This is a genomic window from Haemophilus influenzae (genome assembly GCF_003494325.1).
Lineage (GTDB): Bacteria > Pseudomonadota > Gammaproteobacteria > Enterobacterales > Pasteurellaceae > Haemophilus > Haemophilus influenzae_I.
The window spans coordinates 47,823-68,273 of record NZ_QQIK01000004.1 but is presented as its reverse complement, the minus strand read 5'-3'; the positions used below and the strand labels follow the sequence as shown (position 1 = coordinate 68,273).

Below are 20,451 nucleotides of genomic sequence, written 5' to 3'. Positions count from 1 at the left end.
GGAAGTCGTGAAGTCCACGCTTAAATTCTGTATGTATTAGGAGTGAGAGATGTCAAGAGAATCATTGAGCTTGCTAGATTTAGCAGGCGTTAAGCCTTATCAAATGAAAAAAGATGAAGAATATATGAATGAAGAGCAAATTCTTCATTTCAGAAAGATTCTTAATGCTTGGCACGAGCAAATCGTGGAAGAAGCTTCTCGCACCGTTGCACATATGCAGGATGAAGTAACCAATTTCCCCGATCCTGCAGACCGAGCAACTCAAGAAGAGGAATTTAGTCTAGAATTACGTAATCGAGATCGCGAACGTAAACTAATGAAAAAAATCGAAGCGACCTTGAAGAAACTTGATACCGATGATTTTGGTTACTGCGATTGTTGTGGTGAAGAAATTGGCATTCGCCGTTTAGAAGCTCGCCCAACAGCAGATCTTTGCATTGATTGCAAAACTTTAGCTGAAATCCGCGAAAAACAAGTCGCTGGTTAATTCATTCTATTGAAAAATACAAAAGTGCGGTTAAAATTAGCCGCACTTTTTTGCATTTAAAAATGCAGGAAAATCCACTTGCCTTTTTCTTTACAAGAAAAGAGCCAAGTCATTTATTTCCAACAACAAAACGGAGTAAATTATTCTTACTTATATCAAAAATTTGTTTGGCAAGAAGACAAAAAAATCAAAAGAGGTTGCCAAAACAAGTGCTCATTCTAAACGAGTTGAGCGTTCTAATAGCCAAATGCCAAAAGCGCGAGCAAAAAAATCAGAACAAACACGTCGCTATGATAAAAATGTGATTAAAGCGGCTCAATTTGATATTTCTCCACGTGATTTTAGCCGTAATGCTCTCAATGTAGTGGAAAAACTGCAACGTCAAGGTTTCGAGGCTTATATCGTCGGGGGATGTATCCGTGATTTATTGCTCGGTAAAAAACCAAAAGATTTTGATGTTGCAACAAACGCCCGCCCTGAGCAAATCCAAAACATTTTTCAACGCCAATGTCGTTTAGTGGGTCGCCGTTTCCGCTTAGCACATATTATGTTTGGTCGAGATATTATTGAAGTCGCCACTTTCCGTGCTAATCACAGTGATGCTCGCAATGAAAATCAAGCGAAACAGAGCAATGAAGGCATGTTACTGCGCGATAATGTTTACGGTACGATCGAACAAGATGCAGTGCGCCGAGACTTTACGGTCAATGCGCTGTATTACAATCCACAAGATAATACGTTACGAGATTATTTCGAGGGCATTAAAGATCTCAAAGCAGGAAAACTACGCTTAATTGGCGATCCTGTTACACGTTATCAAGAAGATCCTGTGCGCATGCTACGCTCCATTCGTTTTATGGCAAAACTTGATATGTTCCTTGAAAAACCAAGTGAACAGCCAATTCGTGAACTTGCGCCTTTATTAAAAAATATTCCGCCAGCTCGCTTATTTGACGAAAGTTTAAAATTATTGCAGGCGGGACAAGGGGTAAAAACCTATCGTTTATTACGCCAATATGGTTTATTTGAACAACTTTTCCCTGCATTAAGCGCATATTTTACAGAGAAAGAAGATAGTTTTGCAGAACGTATGATCATTACCGCCCTTAGTTCGACAGATGAACGTGTTGCGGATAAACTTCGTATTAATCCTGCATTCTTATTTGCAGCATTTTTCTGGTATCCATTACGCGAAAAAGTGGAAATCTTGAAAAATGAAGGCGGTCTAAATAACCATGATGCTTATGCTTTAGCGGGTAATGAAGTTTTAGATTTATTCTGCCGTGCTTTGGCTGCACCACGTCGTCATACTGCGGTCATTCGTGATATTTGGTTCTTACAGCTGCAATTATTAAAACGTACTGGCTCATCACCAATGCGTACCATGGAACATCCAAAATTCCGTGCAGGCTTTGATTTACTGGCTATGCGTGCAGAAATTGAAGGTGGCGAAACCATTGAATTAGCCAAATGGTGGCACGAATATCAATTCAGCAATGGTGAACAGCGCGAACAGTTGATACAAGAGCAACAACGCTTACATCCTAAACCAAAGAAAAAATACTACCGTCCACGCAGTCGTAAAATAACACGTTCAGCAGAGTAAGGGGAGATATGATTACTGCATATATTGCTCTAGGTAGCAATTTAAACACACCAGTAGAACAATTACATGCTGCGCTTAAAGCGATAAGTCAGTTACCAAACACGCATTTAGTAACGACGAGCTCTTTTTATAAAAGCAAACCGCTCGGCCCACAAGATCAACCCGATTATGTGAATGCCGTTGCAAAAATTGAAACCGAACTTAGTCCGCTCAAGCTATTAGATGAATTACAGCGTATTGAAAACGAGCAAGGTCGAGTGCGTTTACGTCGCTGGGGCGAACGCACATTAGATTTAGATATTTTACTTTACGGCAATGAAATTATTCAAAACGAACGCTTAACAGTTCCACATTACGATATGCATAACCGTGAGTTTGTCATTGTGCCATTGTTTGAAATCGAATCAGATTTGGTCTTACCTAACGCTCAGCCACTAGCAGATTTGGTCAAGCAATTTGCTGACCATGAAATGATAAAATTAAATCCCTAGAAATTTCACCGCACTTTTATGAATCTCAAAAGTGCGGTAGAATCTGCCCACATTTTTCTTCATTCATAACCTGTTATGGAAAGCTTAACTCAATATATCCCTGATGAATTTTCTATGCTCCGCTTCGGCAAAAAATTCGCCGAAATTCTTTTAAAATTGCATACAGAAAAAGCAATTATGGTTTATCTTAACGGTGATCTTGGGGCAGGAAAAACAACGCTGACGCGCGGAATGCTGCAAGGTATAGGTCATCAAGGTAATGTAAAAAGCCCAACTTATACGCTGGTTGAAGAATATAATATTGCAGGCAAAATGATTTATCATTTTGATTTATATCGGTTAGCTGATCCTGAAGAACTCGAATTTATGGGTATTAGAGATTATTTTAATACTAATAGCATTTGCTTAATTGAATGGTCTGAAAAAGGTCAAGGCATATTGCCAGAAGCTGATATTTTAGTGAATATTGATTATTACGATGATGCACGAAATATTGAATTAATCGCACAAACAAATTTGGGTAAAAATATTATAAGCGCATTTTCTAATTAACTTATTTATGAAAACTAAAATCTTATTTTTTCTTTTTTTCTCGACATTTAGCTTCTCTATTTTGGCAGCACCTATTACGATTGCGATTGACCCAGGTCACGGAGGAAAAGATCCTGGTGCAATCAGCCGAAATTTAGGTATTTATGAAAAAAATGTTACCCTTTCAATTGCAAAAGAATTAAAAGCCTTATTGGATAAAGATCCACATTTTCGTGGAGTATTAACGCGTAAAAGTGATTATTATATTTCCGTGCCTGAACGTTCAGAAATCGCACGTAAATTTAAAGCGAATTATCTTATTTCTATCCATGCTGATTCATCTGAATCGCCTGATCGTCGTGGGGCTTCTGTTTGGGTATTGTCAAACCGTCGAGCCAATGATGAAATGGGTCAATGGCTAGAAGACGATGAAAAACGCTCAGAATTACTTGGTGGCGCAGGAAAAGTACTTTCACACAATAATGACAAATATCTTGATCAGACTGTACTTGATCTGCAATTTGGACATAGCCAACGTACTGGCTATGCGTTAGGCGAACATATTTTGCGCCATTTTGCTAAAGTAACAATATTAAGTCGCAGTACGCCACAACATGCAAGTCTAGGTGTTCTACGTTCGCCAGATATTCCTTCTGTGTTGGTAGAAACGGGATTTCTTTCCAATTCAGAAGAAGAAAAAAAACTTAACTCTCAAGCCTATCGCCGCCGCATTGCTTATATGATTTATGAAGGCTTAGTTGCATTCCGTAGCGGTAAAACCAATGCCTTAGTGAAAGACAATTTAGTTCAAAACATCAAACAAAACGATATAAAAAAATCAGGGAAAAATAACCGCACTTCAGAACAAAATATAAATGAAGATAATATTAAAGACAGTGGCATTCGCCATATTGTAAAAAAAGGAGAAAGTTTAGGTAGCTTATCAAATAAATATCACGTAAAAGTCTCTGATATTATTAAATTAAATCAATTAAAAAGAAAAACACTTTGGCTAAATGAAAGTATTAAAATTCCTGATAATGGCGATATAAAAAATAAACCATTAATAATTAATGAAAATAGTTCTCACAAAAAACAAAATAGATCAGTAAATAATACCAATAAAGATTTAAAAAAAGAGAAGAATATACAAAACAACAATCAAAAAAATATAATTCCGCTCTATCATAAAGTAACAAAAAACCAAACACTCTATGCTATTTCGAGGGAATATAACATTCCAGTAAATATACTATTGAGCCTAAATCCACATTTAAAAAATGGCAAAGTTATTACAGGACAAAAAATTAAATTAAGAGAAAAGTAAATGCCAATTAAAATTCTTTCCCCACAACTTGCTAACCAAATTGCTGCTGGAGAAGTGGTAGAACGCCCTGCATCTGTGGTAAAAGAATTAGTGGAAAATAGCCTTGATGCAGGCGCAAATAAAATCCAAATCGACATCGAAAATGGCGGGGCAAATTTAATCCGTATTCGTGACAATGGCTGTGGCATTCCAAAAGAAGAATTAAGTCTTGCTTTAGCACGACATGCTACGAGTAAAATAGCCGATCTTGATGATCTCGAAGCCATTTTAAGTTTGGGCTTTCGAGGCGAGGCCTTAGCAAGTATCAGCTCTGTATCACGCCTAACCCTTACTTCTCGCACTGAAGAACAAACTGAAGCTTGGCAAGTTTATGCACAAGGTCGTGATATGGAAACAACAATCAAACCCGCATCACATCCTGTTGGCACAACAGTTGAAGTCGCCAATCTTTTTTTCAACACACCAGCCCGCCGAAAATTTTTGCGCACAGATAAAACAGAATTTGCTCATATTGATGAAGTCATTCGCCGCATTGCTTTAACGAAATTCAACACGGCATTTACATTAACGCATAATGGAAAAATTGTGCGTCAATACCGTCCTGCCGAAGCAATCAATCAACAACTAAAACGTGTCGCCGCGATTTGTGGGGATGATTTTGTCAAAAATGCCTTACGAATTGATTGGAAACACGATGATTTACATTTATCGGGCTGGGTAGCCACACCAAATTTTAGCCGAACTCAAAATGATTTAAGTTATTGCTATATCAATGGGCGAATGGTGCGTGATAAAGTGATCAACCACGCTATTAGACAAGCCTACGCTCAATATTTGCCAAGCGATGCTTATCCTGCGTTTGTGTTGTTTATTGATTTAAATCCGCACGATGTAGATGTCAATGTTCATCCAACCAAACATGAAGTACGCTTTCATCAACAACGTCTGATTCATGATTTTATTTACGAAGGCATAAGTTATGCACTAAACAATCAAGAACAGATTAATTGGCATACTGAACAAAGTGCGGTAGAAAATCACGAAGAAAATACAGTGCGTGAACCCCAGCCGAATTACAGCATTCGTCCTAATCGTGCAGCTGCGGGGCAAAATAGCTTTGCGCCACAATATTATGAAAAACCCCAGCAAAATCCACCGCACTTTTTTGATGGTCGCGGCTTATCAAGCCATGTCACAGCAGACTATCGTGATTATCGCGAAAATTATAAAAAAGACACGCCAAGTAAAACAGAACAGCAGTTGTATGGGGAATTGTTACGCACATTACCGCCTACAGAGCAAAAGGATATATCGAATACAGCACAACAAAATATTTCAGATACAGCCAAAATCATCCCAACTGAAATAATTGAGTGCTCATCACATCTACGCACCCTTTCACTTATTGAAAATCGCGCGCTGTTATTACAACAAAATCAAGATTTCTTTTTGCTTTCATTGGAAAAATTACAACGCTTGCAATGGCAATTGGCTTTACAACAAATACACATCGGACAACAGCCTTTATTGATTCCAATCGTGTTTCGCTTAACCGAATCACAATTCCAAAAATGGCAACAATATTCAGATGACTTCAAAAAAATTGGCTTTGAATTTATCGAAAATCAAGCCCAATTACGCTTAACCTTAAATCGCGTACCAAGTATATTACGCACGCAAAATCTACAAAAATGCGTGATGACAATGCTAACAAAAAATGAAAATTCATCCCCATTTTTAACCGCACTTTGTGCACAGTTAGAATGCAAAACCTTTAACGCTTTAGCGGATGCACTCAATTTATTAAGCGAGACAGAACGTTTACTGACGCAAACAAATCGCACCGCATTCACCCAATTACTCAAACCTGTTAATTGGCAGCCTTTATTAGACGAAATTTAAATTTTTTATGAAACCAACTGCAATTTTTTTAATGGGGCCAACTGCCTCAGGTAAAACAGATTTAGCCATTCAATTACGAAACTCACTTCCAGTCGAAGTGATTAGTGTGGATTCAGCACTCATTTATAAAGGAATGGATATAGGCACAGCGAAACCATCAAAAGAAGAACTAGCCCTTGCGCCTCACCGTTTGATTGATATTTTAGATCCATCAGAAAGCTATTCCGCAATGAATTTCCGCGATGATGCGCTACGCGAAATGGCGGATATTACCGCACAAGGCAAAATTCCGTTACTAGTGGGCGGCACCATGTTGTATTACAAAGCCTTAATTGAAGGGCTTTCTCCCTTGCCTTCTGCTGATGAAAATATTCGCACCGAGCTTGAACAAAAAGCAGCTCAACAAGGTTGGGCAGCATTGCATACAGAACTCGCCAAAATCGATCCTATTTCTGCCGCCCGAATTAATCCCAGTGATTCTCAACGAATCAATCGTGCTTTAGAGGTTTTTTATATCACGGGAAAATCACTCACAGAGCTGACTGAAGAAAAAGGCGAAGCCTTGCCTTATGATTTTGTGCAATTTGCAATTGCGCCGCAAGATCGCCATGTTTTGCATGAACGCATCGAACAACGCTTTCATAAAATGATTGAACTAGGCTTTCAAGCAGAAGTGGAAAAACTTTATGCACGTGGCGATTTAAATATTAATCTGCCGTCAATTCGCTGTGTAGGCTATCGTCAAATGTGGGAATATTTGCAAGGTGATTACGCTTACGAGGAAATGATTTTCCGTGGTATTTGCGCTACGCGCCAACTTGCAAAACGCCAGCTTACTTGGCTACGCGGTTGGAAAACACCAATACAATGGCTAGATAGTTTGCAACCTCAACAAGCGAAAGAAACCGTATTACGTCACTTAGATTCCTATCAAAAAGGTTAGAAAAAATGACCGCACTTTCTGCCCTCATTGAACAAAAATTACAATCTCTTGGCACAATCCTGTGCCAATCTTTTCCAGAGCTTTCCCCAGAAAAAATTCACGAAGCTATTCAACAAAATTCAAATCATCCAGAACTGCCTGTTTATCAATTAGGCTATGCCATAGCAATGTCTGACTTTGTGGAAAAAGTCTTGCAAAAATACCCGCACTTAGTGAAACAATGGTGGGAAAAATCCCCCTGTTTTGCAGATTGCACTGCCTATATTGAACGTTTGAATAGAGAGTTAGCCAATGTACATGACGAAACTGCACTCTATCAAACATTACGCCAATTCCGTAACATTGAAATGGCAAAATTAAGTTTTTGTCAAAGTTTGAATCTTGCGACTGTTGAGGAAATTTTTGTTCAGCTTTCACAACTTGCAGAAAGTTTAATTATCTCTGCCCGCGATTGGCTTTATCATCAAGCCTGTGCGGAGATAGGCACACCAATGGATGAACAAGGCAATCCGCAGCAGCTTTATATCCTAGGAATGGGGAAATTAGGCGGCTTTGAACTAAATTTTTCCTCAGATATTGATTTAATTTTTACTTATCCATCACAAGGGGAAACGTCCGTTGAGAATACGAATGCTCGACGTTCTGTAGATAATACGAATGCTCGACGTTCTGTAGATAATACGAATGCTCGACGTTCTGTAGATAATACGAAATTTTTTACACGTTTAGGGCAACGCCTTATTTCTGCCTTAGATGAATTTACCTCTGATGGTTTTGTGTATCGAACCGATATGCGCTTGCGCCCATTTGGTGACAGCGGTGCGCTTGTTCTCAGCTTTGCAGCAATGGAACAATATTATCAAGATCAAGGTCGAGATTGGGAACGCTATGCAATGATTAAAGGGCGAGTATTGGGCGTACAAACAAAGGATCCCAACGTATCTAAATTGCAAAAAATGTTACGCCCCTTTGTGTATCGTCGCTATATTGACTTTAGTGTGATTCAATCTTTACGTGAAATGAAAGGCAAAATTGAGCGAGAAGTACATCGTCGTGGTTTGAAAGATAATATTAAACTAGGTGCTGGTGGTATTCGTGAAGTCGAATTTATCGTACAAGTTTTTCAACTCATTCGAGGCGGGCGAGAAATCAATCTGCAACAACATTCACTCTTAAAGATCTTGCCTGAAATTACCAAACTAGGATTAATTACCGAACAACAATTCCACGATTTACGTGAAAGTTATATTTTTTTACGCCGCGTAGAAAACATTCTACAAGCCATTAACGATCAACAAACTCAAACACTACCAACCGATGAAATAGATCAAATTCGTTTAGTCGAGGCATGTAAAACATTCACCTGTTTAAATGAAAATAATCAAACCATTGAAAAACATTATCCAATAGAAAATTGGGACGATTTTTACCGCACTTTACAACAAAAACAAGAAAAAGTGCGGGCAGTATTTACTCAATTAATCGGTGATGAACAAGATGAGCCTTCACAAACTGATAGCCAATGGCAAGATTTTTTAGAAGCAGATTTTGAGGATATTGAACAAACATTATTAGAGAGTAGTGTATCAGAAAATAATATTGATGAAGTTTTAGAAAAGCTTGCTCAATTCAAAGACGGCCTAAATCACAGAGTGATTGGTTCGCGTGGGCGTGATGTTTTGAGTCATTTGATGCCAACAATACTTGCACTCATTTTTGAACAAGAAAATTACCGCACTTTGCTCCCCCGAATACTGAACATTATTGAAAAAATTTCGAGTCGTACGACTTATTTAGAATTATTGTTGGAAAATCCTCGTGCCCTTCAGCAAGTTATTGAACTTTGTGCGCAGTCTCAACTTATTTCAGAACAATTGGCGCGCCATCCTATCTTATTAGATGAATTGCTTAATACGGAAGCACTACGTCATCCATTGCCATTTACCCAATATCCTACAGAGTTACACCAATATTTGCTTCGTTTACCCCCTGATGATGAAGAACAGCTTATCGATGCTTTACGTCAATTTAAACAAGCAACCCTATTAAAAGTGGCAGTGGCAGATATTTTAGGTGCATTGCCAGTAATGAAAGTAAGCGATCATTTAACCTATCTTGCTGAAGCCATTATTGAAGTGGTTGTGAATCTAGCTTGGAAACAAGTTTCCTCTAGATTTGGTGTACCTGAACATTTACAAAATAACGAAAAAGGATTTTTAGTGATTGGTTATGGAAAACTAGGTGGTATTGAACTCGGTTATAAATCCGATTTAGACCTCGTATTTTTGTACGATGCCGTAGAAAGTCAAACAACAGGTGGCAAAAAAGTGATTGATAGCAATCAATTTTACCTACGCTTGGCACAAAAGATTGTGAGTATTTTCAGCATAAATACTTCCGCTGGCGTACTTTATGAGGCAGATATGCGCCTGCGCCCTTCTGGCGATGCTGGCTTAATTGGCTGCTCTCTTTCTGCATTTTCCCATTATCAATTGAATGACGCTTGGACATGGGAAAAACAAGCACTTGTGCGCGCTCGTCCAATATTTGGCGAATCATCTCTTAAAGCTAAATTTGAGCATATCCGCCAACAAGTGCTTTCTGCATCACGAGATATTGAACAATTAAAACAAGATGTTATTGAGATGCGAAAAAAAATGTTTACCCATTTATCTCACTCAAAACACAGTGAATTTAACCTTAAAACAGATCGCGGTGGCATTACAGATATAGAATTTATTGCTCAATATTTAATGCTTGCCAATGCCCCGAAAAAACCACAACTAACAAAATGGTCAGACAATGTACGTATTTTCGATGATATGGCAGAGGCTAAAATTATTAGCCAAACAGACTGCGACACATTAAAACAATGTTATGTCGATTTACGCAATACCATTCATCATTTAAATTTGTTGGGTAAATCTTCCGTTGTGGAAGACAGTGAATTTGTTAAAGAGCGGTCATTTATTCAAGCATTTTGGGATAGGTTATTTGTATCCTAAAATATGGCTTGTGAACGTTTCAAAATAGCCTTCATCACAAATCTTCTTGAAACCTCCCAAAAACTAAATATTCAATCCTATTTTTAATGAACCAAATCTAACATTTCCTGTGCATTGGCTAGAGCTAATTCTGTAATTTCACTTCCGCCCAAGAGTCTTGCCAAGGCTGGTACACGTTCAGATTGTGAAAGTGCGGTCATTTTTGTTTCAGTTTTATTATCCACAGTAAATTTTTCCACATTAAACTGATGATGGCCATGACAAGCAACCTGTGGCAAGTGCGTTACGCATAATACTTGGCAGCGTTCACTTAATTGACGTAAAAGTTTTCCGACAACGCTTGCTGTTTTTCCGCTAATGCCCACGTCCACTTCATCGAAAATTAACGTTGGAATAGCCGATTGATCAGAAGTTAAAACTTGAATGGCTAAAGAAATACGAGAAAGCTCACCACCAGAGGCAATTTTAGCTAATGGCTGCGGTTGTTGTCCTAAATTACTACGCAAAGTGAAAATCACATTATCCGCACCATTTGCACTCACTTTATCTAAATCCGTATTCAACTCTACATAAAATTCAGCGTTTTCCATTGCAAGTTGTTTTATCGACTGCGTGACATTTTGTGCTAAGCGAGCTGCAGATTGCTGACGACTTGCTGTTAATGCTGTAACCGTTGATTTCATTTGTTCAAATGCCAGTTTTTCTTGCTCAATCAACATCTCTTCACTGTCAGAAAAATCTAAAAGTGCGGTTAATTCTGCTTTTAATTTTTTGTGATGTTCCACAAGATCTTCAGGTTTAACTTGATGTTTACGAGCAAGTTGTAAAGCCTGACTAATTCTCTGTTCGATTTCCTGTAAAAGTTGAGGATCTTGTTCGATATTACTCGATAAATTTCGCACTTCACTGGTTGCTTCTTGCACTTGAATCAACGCATCATTCAACATATTTTGCACTTCAGCATATTGCGGATCAAGTTCAGCTAATTCATCAATATATTGTGTCGCACGATAAAGCAAACTATCGATATTTACCGTGTCATTTTCACTTAAAATTTGCAGCACCGATTGGGAAAGTTGAGTTAGCTGTTCACTGCTAGATAAACGACGTTGTTCATCTTCTAATTCCAAATATTCATTTGGTCGAAGATTAAATTCATCCAGTTCATCCACTTGATACTGTAAAAGTTGTCTACGAGCTTCATTTTCTGCCACTTTCTGTTGAAAGGTTTTTACTTGATTTTGCAGATTTTTCCATGCCTGATAGTCTTCACGCATTTTTGTAAGCAGTTCTGAATGCGCGGCAAAATTATCAACTAACTGAAGCTGGTAGTCATTTTTTAGCAATAATTGAGAAGCATGCTGCCCATTAATATGAACAAGATATTGAGCAATTTCTTTTAATTGGGAAGCGGATACTGGTGTACTATTAATAAAAGCTTTAGAACGTCCGTCGGCATTAATCACACGACGTAAAATACATTCTGTTGGATTATCTGGATCTTGTAATTCTTGCTCACTCAGCCAGTGATAAGCAGGATTTTTCGATTCTAGTTGGAAAGTTGCACAAATTTCTGCACGTTCTTGTCCTTCGCGTACCATTGAGGTTTCTACTCTTTGTCCGAAACATAAACCTAAAGCATCAATGGCGATAGATTTACCAGCCCCAGTTTCCCCAGTAATAACAGACATTCCTTTCGCCAATTCGATATCAAGCTGGCGAACAATCGCAAAATTATTGATAGTAAGTTGAGTAAGCATAATAAAACCCTTTAACTGTATATTTAATATGATATAACTGATTTAATTTACAGTAAAGGATTTTTTTACAGTATTTTGTCAAATCTATTTCAATCGAAAATTTTTACCATAATCAAAATGATTTTAACCAACCTAATTTACTACTTAACACATTGTAATAATTATAATTTTTCAGATGAAGCAAACGAAGTTTATGCTCGCTTTTTTGAATATGCACCACATCATCTGGAGTAAAAGACAAGGTAATTTGACTATCACACCCCACTTCCAATTGAGAGGTATTATGTTCAGCAAAACGAATCGATATTTTGCTATCGCCATCAATAACAAGAGGACGAGAAGTTAATGTATGTGGAAACATAGGCACTAGCGCAATCGCATTAAGATTAGGTGTCAAAATCGGGCCACCAGCGGAAAGAGAATAAGCCGTAGAGCCTGTTGGAGTAGAAACAATTAATCCATCAGAACGTTGTGAAAATGCAAACTTATCATTGATATACACATGAAAATCGATCATATGTGCAATTTTTGCAGGGTGAATAACCACCTCATTCACTGCATTACCTGTCGATACAATTTCACCTGCACGCTCAATTTTTGCTTCCAATAAAAAACGTTCTTCCAAAAAAAATTCGCCACGTTCTAAACAAGCTTCAAGCTGGGAATAGGCATTTTTCGGGTCAATATCCGTTAAAAATCCCAAATTACCACGGTTGATACCAATCAATGGAATATCATATTTTGCTAATACGCGAGCACGGCCCAACATATTGCCATCACCACCAATCACAATAACCAACTGTGCTTGGCAACCAATTTCATCAAGTGTTGCAAGATTTTCTGCAGGAAGCCCCAGTTTTTCAGCAACATCTTTTTCCATCATTACTTGATAACCACGTTCCGTTAACCAGTGAAACAAATTTTTGTGCATTTGTAGGTTAATATCATTTCTAGGTTTTCCTACAAGCCCAATGGTTTTAAAGGAACGATATAAATTATTCATAAAATAAACCGCACTTGAATTTAACATTTTCGTCATTATATAGTTTTTTGTTAGACTATAGCTAACGACTATGGCGAATTTTGTATTTACGGAGAAAAAAATGTCAGAACAAGAACAAAAAATTGAAACCCCAGAAGTAGAAAAGCAAGAAGACTCTGTTGTGGAAGAAACACAACAAACAGAGTCTTCTCAAGAACTTGATCCTTTAGAAGAAGCAATTGCCCGAGTGCAAGAACTTGAAGAGCTGCTAAAAACTCAAATAGAAGAAGCGGCAAACAAAGAACAGGATATTTTACTTCGCTCTCGTGCTGAAATTGAAAATCTTCGTCGTCGTACTGAACAAGACGTAGAAAAAGCACATAAATTCGCAGTGGAAAAATTCTCAAAAGACATTTTGAATACTATCGATAACCTAGAGCGTGCACTTGCCACTCCAGCAAATAAAGAAAATGAAAGCGTAAAAGCCTTATTTGACGGCGTAGAACTGACCTTAAAAGAATTAGTTTCAACCGTTAGTCGTTTTGGTGTAGAAGCTGTCGGAGTTGTCGGTGAAGCATTTAATCCTGATTTACATCAAGCCATTTCAATGCAACCTGCTGAAGGATTTGAAACCAATCAAATTAGCGTCGTATTGCAAAAAGGCTACACCTTAAATGGTCGAGTCATTCGCCCAGCGATGGTTATGGTGGCCGCTTAATTTACATTTGGTCTAAAGAGCGGTCGGTTTTTCGGCCGTTTTTTCTTTTTCCTGAATAACAACATAAACTTTTCGGATAATTTCCCTAAAATCCTCGCTCGTTGTAGCCCAATCTAGAAGATCAACGCGCCACGGTAAATCTGATTCAGAAAAAGCTTCCTTTAATCTATCACGCGCTAAAAAATCTAAAGGTTCCTCAGAAATAATCGCAAGATCAAGATCGGAATATTTTTTTGCTTTTCCCTTTACACGAGAACCAAAAGCCCACACGGTATAATCAGGTACTAATTGTTGTAAAATAGTTTTCACAATCGCCAATTCTTCAGATTTTATATCAAGCTGTGCAAAACTAGTCATATTGATTTCTCTGACGTAATTGTTCCAATAGGAAACTACTTTCTATTAAAAAATCATCAATTTGTGCATAAACAGCCATGGCTTTTTCCTGATCATAAGTATGTGATGTAATATTACGCATATCACGATAAACAACCCATTTTGACATATCTTCAATCAAACCAAATCTCAATGCTTCTCGCAAAATATCCTTAAATCCATAAGCCCCAATATCATTGGTATTAATTGCATCTTGTTGAAGTTGGCGTTTCATCATTTTTAAACTTAACTCATAAACAAATTCAAATTTCTGAATTGCACCTGCAATTAAGGTATCTTGTACAATAGAGGGTTGCATATCAAACCAATTTCTGTCTGAAATTTGTACTACGGTTTGCTCTAACGAATAAAATGCAGCATCTAATACATTTAAATTTAGCTTATCAGTCATCATTTTTACCTCTGTTAAATACTCATCTATTTTACCATAGACTATTTTTTCTCAAAACCTATAACCCCAAAAGTAAACATTGTGATATTGATCACAAAATCAAAAATATTTGAGAAAAGCTCTCAACAACTTAATGTGATATTTTTCTAATAAAATCAATCTTTAACAAAATTATCTTACGACAAAAAGGTCTAAAACACTACATATTGTGTGTTGATTATCTTTTTAGATCTATATATAGTGCAATCCGCATTTCAAAAACACTATATATTGGAGCTATATCATGAGTAACTTTGGGGTCATCAAGCGCGATGGTTCTCGTGCGGAGTTTGAGATTCAACGTATCATTAATGCCATTAAAAAAGCCGCAAGTGCGGTCAATATTTCCGATGAATTTTATTGCCACCAAATTGGGCAAGAAGTAGGGAATGAAATTTTCACCCGTCATCAAGGCGAGATTGATATTAATCAGATTCAAAAAATCGTTGAAGATAAATTGATGGCAAGTCGTTATCCTGAGGTTGCTCGTGCGTATATCGAATATCGTCATGATCGTGATTTAGCGCGAGAAAAACGTAGTCAGCTGACAAAAGAAATTGAAGGCTTGATTGAACAAAGCAACGTAGAATTACTTAATGAAAACGCCAATAAAGACGCGAAAGTGATTCCAACGCAACGAGATTTGCTTGCTGGAATTGTGGCAAAACATTATGCCAAGCACCATATTCTTCCACGCGATGTGGTAGAGGCTCACGAAAAAGGTGAAATTCATTATCACGATTTAGATTACGCGCCGTTCTTTCCAATGTTTAACTGTATGTTAGTTGATTTAGAAGGGATGCTTTCTCGTGGTTTCAAAATGGGCAATGCGGAAATCGAACCCCCTAAATCTATCGGCACCGCAACGGCAGTGACAGCACAAATTATCGCCCAAGTTGCCAGCCATATTTACGGTGGCACAACCATTAATCGTATTGATGAAGTGCTTTCCCCTTATGTGCAAATCAGTTACGAAAAACATCTCAAACATGCCCAAGAATGGAACGTGCCTGATGTTGAAGGTTATGCCAAAGCATTGATTGAAAAAGAATGTTTCGATGCCTTCCAATCCTTAGAATATGAAGTTAATACACTACATACTTCAAATGGGCAAACACCATTTGTGACCTTTGGTTTTGGTTTAGGTACAAGCTGGCAATCCCGCTTAATTCAGCAAGCTATTTTAAAAAATCGTATTCGTGGACTCGGAAAAAATCATAAAACGCCAGTATTTCCAAAACTTGTTTTCACTATTAAAAAAGGCTTGAATCAAACTAAAGGCGATCCAAATTACGATATCAAACAACTCGCATTGGAATGTGCATCAAAACGTATGTATCCAGATATTCTCAATTATGATCAAGTTGTCAAAGTCACGGGCTCTTTTAAAGCCCCGATGGGATGCCGTAGCTTTTTAGGTGCATACGAAGAAGACGGACATGAAATTCATGATGGGCGTAATAATCTTGGTGTGGTGAGTTTGAATTTACCGCGTATCGCGTTGGAGTCTAAAAACGAAGAAGATTTCTACCGCACTTTAGATGAACGTTTAGCTATTGCGAAAAAAGCATTAATGACGCGAGTTGCCCGCCTTGAGAATACCAAAGCTCGCGTTGCCCCCATTCTTTATATGGAAGGCGCATGCGGAGTTCGGTTAAAAGCGGATGAAAATGTGGCACAAATTTTCAAAAATGGACGTGCCTCTATTTCGCTCGGCTATATCGGTATTCACGAAACAATTAATGCGCTATATAACAAAGGGCATATTTTTGATGATGAGCAATTACGCGAAAAAGGCATTGCTATTGTTCGCCACCTTAGCGAGGCTGTAAAACGCTGGCAAAAAGAAACTGGCTATGCCTTCAGCCTTTACTCCACGCCAAGCGAAAACTTATGCGACCGCTTCTGCCGTCTAGACACCAAAAAATTTGGCGTGATTGAAGGAGTAACGGATAAAGGCTACTACACAAATAGTTACCACTTAGATGTAGAAAAGAAAGTGAATCCTTACGATAAACTGGATTTCGAAATGGCATATCCCCCACTCGCTAGCGGCGGTTTTATTTGCTACGGCGAATATCCAAATATTCAACACAACTTAAAAGCATTGGAAGATGTGTGGGATTATAGCTACGATCGCGTGCCTTACTACGGCACAAACACACCGATTGACGAATGTTATGAATGTGGTTTCACTGGTGAATTTGAATGTACCAGTAAAGGCTTTGTTTGCCCGAAATGTGGCAATCACGATAGCACAAAAGTGTCTGTCACTCGCCGCGTATGTGGCTATCTAGGCAGCCCTGATGCCCGCCCATTTAATGCGGGAAAACAGGAAGAAGTGAAGCGGAGAGTGAAACATCTTTAATTCTCATCAAAACTAAATTCCCAAGTGCGATCCAAAATATAAAAATTTTCGACCGCACTTTTCATATTGTGATATTCATCACTGTTTTATGATTTATTTTATCGTACACTCCAGTCAGGCTTTATTATTCAATCAATAACGGAGTGTTATATGAAGAAAGACATCGATACTAAACCCCTTGTCATTGGCACATTATCACTGATATGCGCCATCATCTTTTTTGGTGGATTCGCTAAAGATTTCCTTGGGGGAATTTTCGACTTTAGTAAATTAACTGGGCAATTTCCCGAATGGTTAAAAACATCTGGTGGTACAAGTGCAAAGGGCGGTTTTCTTTTTGCACTCACCTTAGTGCCAAGCGTAATGTTAGCGTTAGGTTTTGTTGCTATTTTTGAGCATTATAGTGCGCTCGTTGCGGCCTCAAAATGGCTCAGTCCAGTACTAAAACCTTTAATGGGAATTCCTGGCAATTGCTCTATTTCCTTAATTGCGAGTACACAAAGTACCGATGCAGGTAGTTCTACGGCTAAATTTTTATATGATGAAGGTCAAATCACCCATCGTGAACTTCTTATTTTCTCCGCCTTTCAATTTAGTGCTGGTGCATTTTTAACAAATTTCCTTGCTTCTTTTGCTCCGCTTTTATTAATTACAGATAAAGCTGGTGCTGTTGCTCCGGTCTCTATTGCTATGGCATTGGGCGTTATTTTCATATTCAAAATATTTGGAGCAAATTTAATGCGACTTTATGTTAAAAAATTTGTAAAAGAAAATGAGGTGTAGTATGAGCGAGCAAGTTAAATCTGAATCAAAATTAATCACTGATATCTTTGTTGAAGGTGCGCGTAAAGGCTGGAATATTGCAATCCATAGCACCATTCCAAATGTATTAATGGCATTTGTAATTATCTATGTTCTGAATGTATCCGGACTATTAAAATTATTAGGGGAATATGTGGGCTTTGTGATGTTACCCCTTGGTTTGCCGGGAGAATCTATCGCTGTATTCCTTGCCTCCTTCCTAAGCTGGGGCGGTGCGGCAGGCGTGCTTGTTGCGCTTGTGCAAGAGGGCATATTAAATGCCCAACATATTGCTATTCTTATTCCAGGAATGGCATTAGTAGGTTCTACCGTACAATATATGGGGCGTGTTCTTGGTGTACTCGGTGTGCCAGGTAAACATTACTTAGTACTTTTTGGCATCTGTATTGTGAATGCTTATTTAGCCATGTTATTAATGCGTGTATTAGTTTGACGAGGGTTAGACCATGAATAATAAAGAACTCGAAATCTTTTTAAGTGAGTTAAAAGAAATTACGTCAATTGAAAGCCCAACTGATTCAATTGAAGGCGTTAATCGTGTGGCTGAATGGTTTATTAAAAAAGCGGAGAAACAAGGATTAAGTTATCAACGCATCCCTATGACTTCACCAAAAGTAGCTGAAGGATTATTTGTTAGCAATAATTTAAATGCCGAACAATTTGATATTCTTTTTATTGCACACATGGATACGGTTTTTCCTGTCGGAACGGGTAAGGAGGTGCCTTTTACCCAAAACGGCAATAGAATTAATGCGCTTGGTGTCATTGATGATAAATCTGGTGCGTTACTTTCTTTTTATGTTGCGCAAGAATTAGATTTATCTCGATATAACATTGGGATTTACCTTAATTCCCATGAAGAAAATGGATCGCTCTATGCCAAGGACAGTATTCGTGATTATGCCCGTAAAGCACGTTATTGTTTTGTTATGGAACCAGCTCGTGAAGATGGATCGATGGTCTCTACACGGAAAGGCATGGTTACTTATAAAATTGAATTCCATGGTGTCGCTGCTCACGCGGGTAATTGTCCAGAGCGAGGACGCTCCGCCTTAGTTGAAGCGGCTAATTTCATCACGGAATTCTACAAGCTCAATGATTTTGAACTTGAACACACTTTCAATTGCGCTATGACACATGGTGGAAGTGGGCATAATGTGATTGCAGATTATGCGGCTCTAGAAATTGAAATGCGCTATAAAAAAACATCATCTGTAGCGTTTTTTGAAGAACACTTACACCGCATACTTAATCATCCTTTTGTTGAAGGGGTGAAATCAACCAAAACATTAATTAATGAAGAATCACCGATGATTGATGAAAAATACTTACCTGTGATCAAAAAAGTATTTGCTCAAGTTGGTGAACAATTAAATATTCCGATCAAATGGGTTGATGCTGGAGGATTAAGCGATGGCAATATTGCAGCTTCGTCAGGCTGCCCTACCATTGATGGATTAGGTCCAACTGGTGGCAATATGCACGCCAAATCAGAATATTTAAAAGTTGATTCCGTTGTGCCAAAATGCAATCTTGTAGTAAGCGTGATTAATACGCTACTCAAGAAATAGCACATATATCCCGATAAAGCCAATTGCCTGCACGCTAATTCATGCAGGCATTTTTTATTCCAACTTTGGCATTCCCCAAAATCTCCGCTAAAATAACCGCACTTTTATCGTATCTTCAAGGAAAGTAATATGTCAGATATTCTCAATAACCTCATTCATCTTCTTAAACTTGAAAAAATTGATGATTTAATCTTTCGTGGTGAAAGCCAAGATTTAGGTTTTCGTCAAGTATTTGGCGGGCAAGTAGTGGCACAGGCGTTATCTGCAGCAATGCAGGTAGCGCTAGAAGATCGTATTTTGCATTCTTGTCATGCCTATTTTCTTGCTCCAGGAGACAGCCAATATCCAATTATTTACGATGTGGAAACCTTGCGTGAAGGGCGTAACTTTTCTGCATTACGCGTAAAAGCCATTCAACATAAAAATACCATTTGTCATGTAACCGCGTCTTTCCAAGTGCCAGAAAAAGGTTTTGAACATCAAAATTCAATGCCAAATGTTGGCACGCCTGAAGACTTTACAGATGAAAATGTGATGCTACAAAAAGTGGCTCAAACCTTGCCAGAACCACTCAATGAAAAATTTGCGGCAGAGCGTCCATTTGAGGTACGTACCAAATATTTGAATAACCCATTTAACGGGACAAAATTGCCAGCCGAGCAATATTCTTGGTTTAAAACCAATGGTGAAACGCCGCTTGATATAAAAATCCAGCAATGTTTATTGGCTTATTTTTCCGATTTTCACTGTATTTTGACCGCACTTCATCCACACGAAAAAGGCTTTTTACAAAAAGGAATGAAAGTGGCAACCATTGATCATAGTATTTGGTTCCATCGTCCGTTTGATTTAAATCACTGGCATTTGCACGCAATTGAAAGCAATAATGCCTTTGGAGGGCGAGGCTTAGCTCGCGGGCAAATTTTCTCGCAAGATGGTCAATTAATCGCGACAACACAACAAGAAGGTTTGATCCGTTTTAACGAATAAGAGAGAAAAAATGACCGCACTTATTACACAATTTTGGCAACAGGTTGAAACCGCGCAAACCTTGAAATCCCACATTAAGAAATGATGAAAAAATAAAAAGACTAAGTTCTATTACATTCTGA

Annotated in this window: 18 protein-coding genes; 14 read left to right on the top strand and 4 right to left on the bottom strand. The window is 38.1% G+C overall.

Annotated elements, in window-relative coordinates; all coding sequences use genetic code 11:
* The first annotated feature begins 49 nt into the window (after positions 1-49).
* From dksA to glnE, 8 genes are all read left to right on the top strand, one after another.
* The gene (dksA, locus tag DV356_RS07760) at positions 50-487 is read left to right on the top strand and encodes an RNA polymerase-binding protein DksA (RefSeq protein ID WP_005657744.1); all 438 of its coding nucleotides are present in this window, start codon (positions 50-52) and stop codon (positions 485-487) included.
* 247 nt (positions 488-734) lie between these two features.
* The gene (gene pcnB / locus DV356_RS07755) at positions 735-2,093 is read left to right on the top strand and encodes a polynucleotide adenylyltransferase PcnB (RefSeq protein ID WP_112119571.1); all 1,359 of its coding nucleotides are present in this window, start codon (positions 735-737) and stop codon (positions 2,091-2,093) included.
* A gap of 8 nt (positions 2,094-2,101) precedes the next feature.
* Complete coding sequence (folK, locus tag DV356_RS07750; RefSeq protein WP_118806772.1) at positions 2,102-2,584, top strand: 2-amino-4-hydroxy-6-hydroxymethyldihydropteridine diphosphokinase; 483 nt, start codon at positions 2,102-2,104, stop codon at positions 2,582-2,584.
* Between the two features lie 75 nt (positions 2,585-2,659).
* On the top strand, positions 2,660-3,136 hold the full coding sequence (gene tsaE, locus DV356_RS07745) for a tRNA (adenosine(37)-N6)-threonylcarbamoyltransferase complex ATPase subunit type 1 TsaE (RefSeq protein ID WP_005691003.1): 477 nt from the start codon (positions 2,660-2,662) through the stop codon (positions 3,134-3,136).
* 7 nt (positions 3,137-3,143) lie between these two features.
* Positions 3,144-4,442 carry a LysM peptidoglycan-binding domain-containing protein gene (locus DV356_RS07740; protein ID WP_118806771.1) on the top strand — a complete coding sequence of 433 codons (1,299 nt, stop codon included), beginning with the start codon at positions 3,144-3,146 and terminating at the stop codon, positions 4,440-4,442.
* Entirely contained in the window at positions 4,443-6,344 is a 1,902-nt protein-coding gene (mutL, locus tag DV356_RS07735) for a DNA mismatch repair endonuclease MutL (RefSeq protein WP_118806770.1), read from the top strand.
* A 7-nt stretch (positions 6,345-6,351) separates the two neighbouring features.
* Positions 6,352-7,287 (top strand): tRNA (adenosine(37)-N6)-dimethylallyltransferase MiaA, encoded by a 936-nt coding sequence (gene miaA, locus DV356_RS07730; RefSeq protein ID WP_118806769.1) that lies wholly within the window; start codon positions 6,352-6,354, stop codon positions 7,285-7,287.
* Between the two features lie 5 nt (positions 7,288-7,292).
* Positions 7,293-10,292: a bifunctional [glutamate--ammonia ligase]-adenylyl-L-tyrosine phosphorylase/[glutamate--ammonia-ligase] adenylyltransferase gene (gene glnE, locus DV356_RS07725; RefSeq protein WP_118806768.1), complete on the top strand. Its 3,000-nt coding sequence runs from the start codon at positions 7,293-7,295 to the stop codon at positions 10,290-10,292.
* Between the two features lie 83 nt (positions 10,293-10,375).
* Here glnE and recN read toward each other — a convergent pair whose 3' ends face one another.
* Together recN and DV356_RS07715 are read right to left on the bottom strand one after the other, a co-directional pair.
* Complete coding sequence (gene recN / locus DV356_RS07720; RefSeq protein WP_118806767.1) at positions 10,376-12,052, bottom strand: DNA repair protein RecN; 1,677 nt, start codon at positions 12,050-12,052, stop codon at positions 10,376-10,378.
* 112 nt (positions 12,053-12,164) lie between these two features.
* Entirely contained in the window at positions 12,165-13,055 is an 891-nt protein-coding gene (locus DV356_RS07715) for an NAD(+) kinase (protein WP_118806802.1), read from the bottom strand.
* Positions 13,056-13,155: 100 nt separating this feature from the next.
* On the opposite strand from DV356_RS07715, the gene grpE reads away from it, so the two are divergent.
* Positions 13,156-13,752, top strand: coding sequence for a nucleotide exchange factor GrpE (gene grpE / locus DV356_RS07710; protein ID WP_153066463.1), 597 nt, complete (start codon positions 13,156-13,158; stop codon positions 13,750-13,752).
* Positions 13,753-13,764: 12 nt separating this feature from the next.
* On the opposite strand, the gene DV356_RS07705 is transcribed toward grpE, so the two are convergent.
* Both DV356_RS07705 and DV356_RS07700 read right to left on the bottom strand, forming a co-directional pair.
* Positions 13,765-14,109 (bottom strand): nucleotidyltransferase family protein, encoded by a 345-nt coding sequence (locus DV356_RS07705; protein WP_112102796.1) that lies wholly within the window; start codon positions 14,107-14,109, stop codon positions 13,765-13,767.
* Entirely contained in the window at positions 14,102-14,542 is a 441-nt protein-coding gene (locus tag DV356_RS07700) for an HI0074 family nucleotidyltransferase substrate-binding subunit (protein ID WP_118806765.1), read from the bottom strand. The genes DV356_RS07705 and DV356_RS07700 overlap by 8 nt, the downstream gene beginning before the upstream one ends.
* Before the next feature lie 280 nt (positions 14,543-14,822).
* On the opposite strand from DV356_RS07700, the gene nrdD reads away from it, so the two are divergent.
* The 5 genes from nrdD to tesB all read left to right on the top strand — a co-directional run bounded on the left by nrdD (position 14,823) and on the right by tesB (position 20,329).
* Positions 14,823-16,946, top strand: a complete 2,124-nt coding sequence (gene nrdD / locus DV356_RS07695; RefSeq protein ID WP_005667966.1) for an anaerobic ribonucleoside-triphosphate reductase — start codon at positions 14,823-14,825, stop codon at positions 16,944-16,946.
* A 150-nt stretch (positions 16,947-17,096) separates the two neighbouring features.
* Entirely contained in the window at positions 17,097-17,729 is a 633-nt protein-coding gene (locus tag DV356_RS07690) for a nucleoside recognition domain-containing protein (protein ID WP_005649745.1), read from the top strand.
* Position 17,730: 1 nt separating this feature from the next.
* Positions 17,731-18,201: a YjiG family protein gene (locus DV356_RS07685; RefSeq protein WP_005663201.1), complete on the top strand. Its 471-nt coding sequence runs from the start codon at positions 17,731-17,733 to the stop codon at positions 18,199-18,201.
* Between the two features lie 13 nt (positions 18,202-18,214).
* On the top strand, positions 18,215-19,339 hold the full coding sequence (locus DV356_RS07680) for a M20/M25/M40 family metallo-hydrolase (RefSeq protein ID WP_005663200.1): 1,125 nt from the start codon (positions 18,215-18,217) through the stop codon (positions 19,337-19,339).
* Between the two features lie 129 nt (positions 19,340-19,468).
* On the top strand, positions 19,469-20,329 hold the full coding sequence (gene tesB / locus DV356_RS07675; RefSeq protein WP_014326554.1) for an acyl-CoA thioesterase II: 861 nt from the start codon (positions 19,469-19,471) through the stop codon (positions 20,327-20,329).
* Positions 20,330-20,451 lie beyond the last annotated feature (122 nt).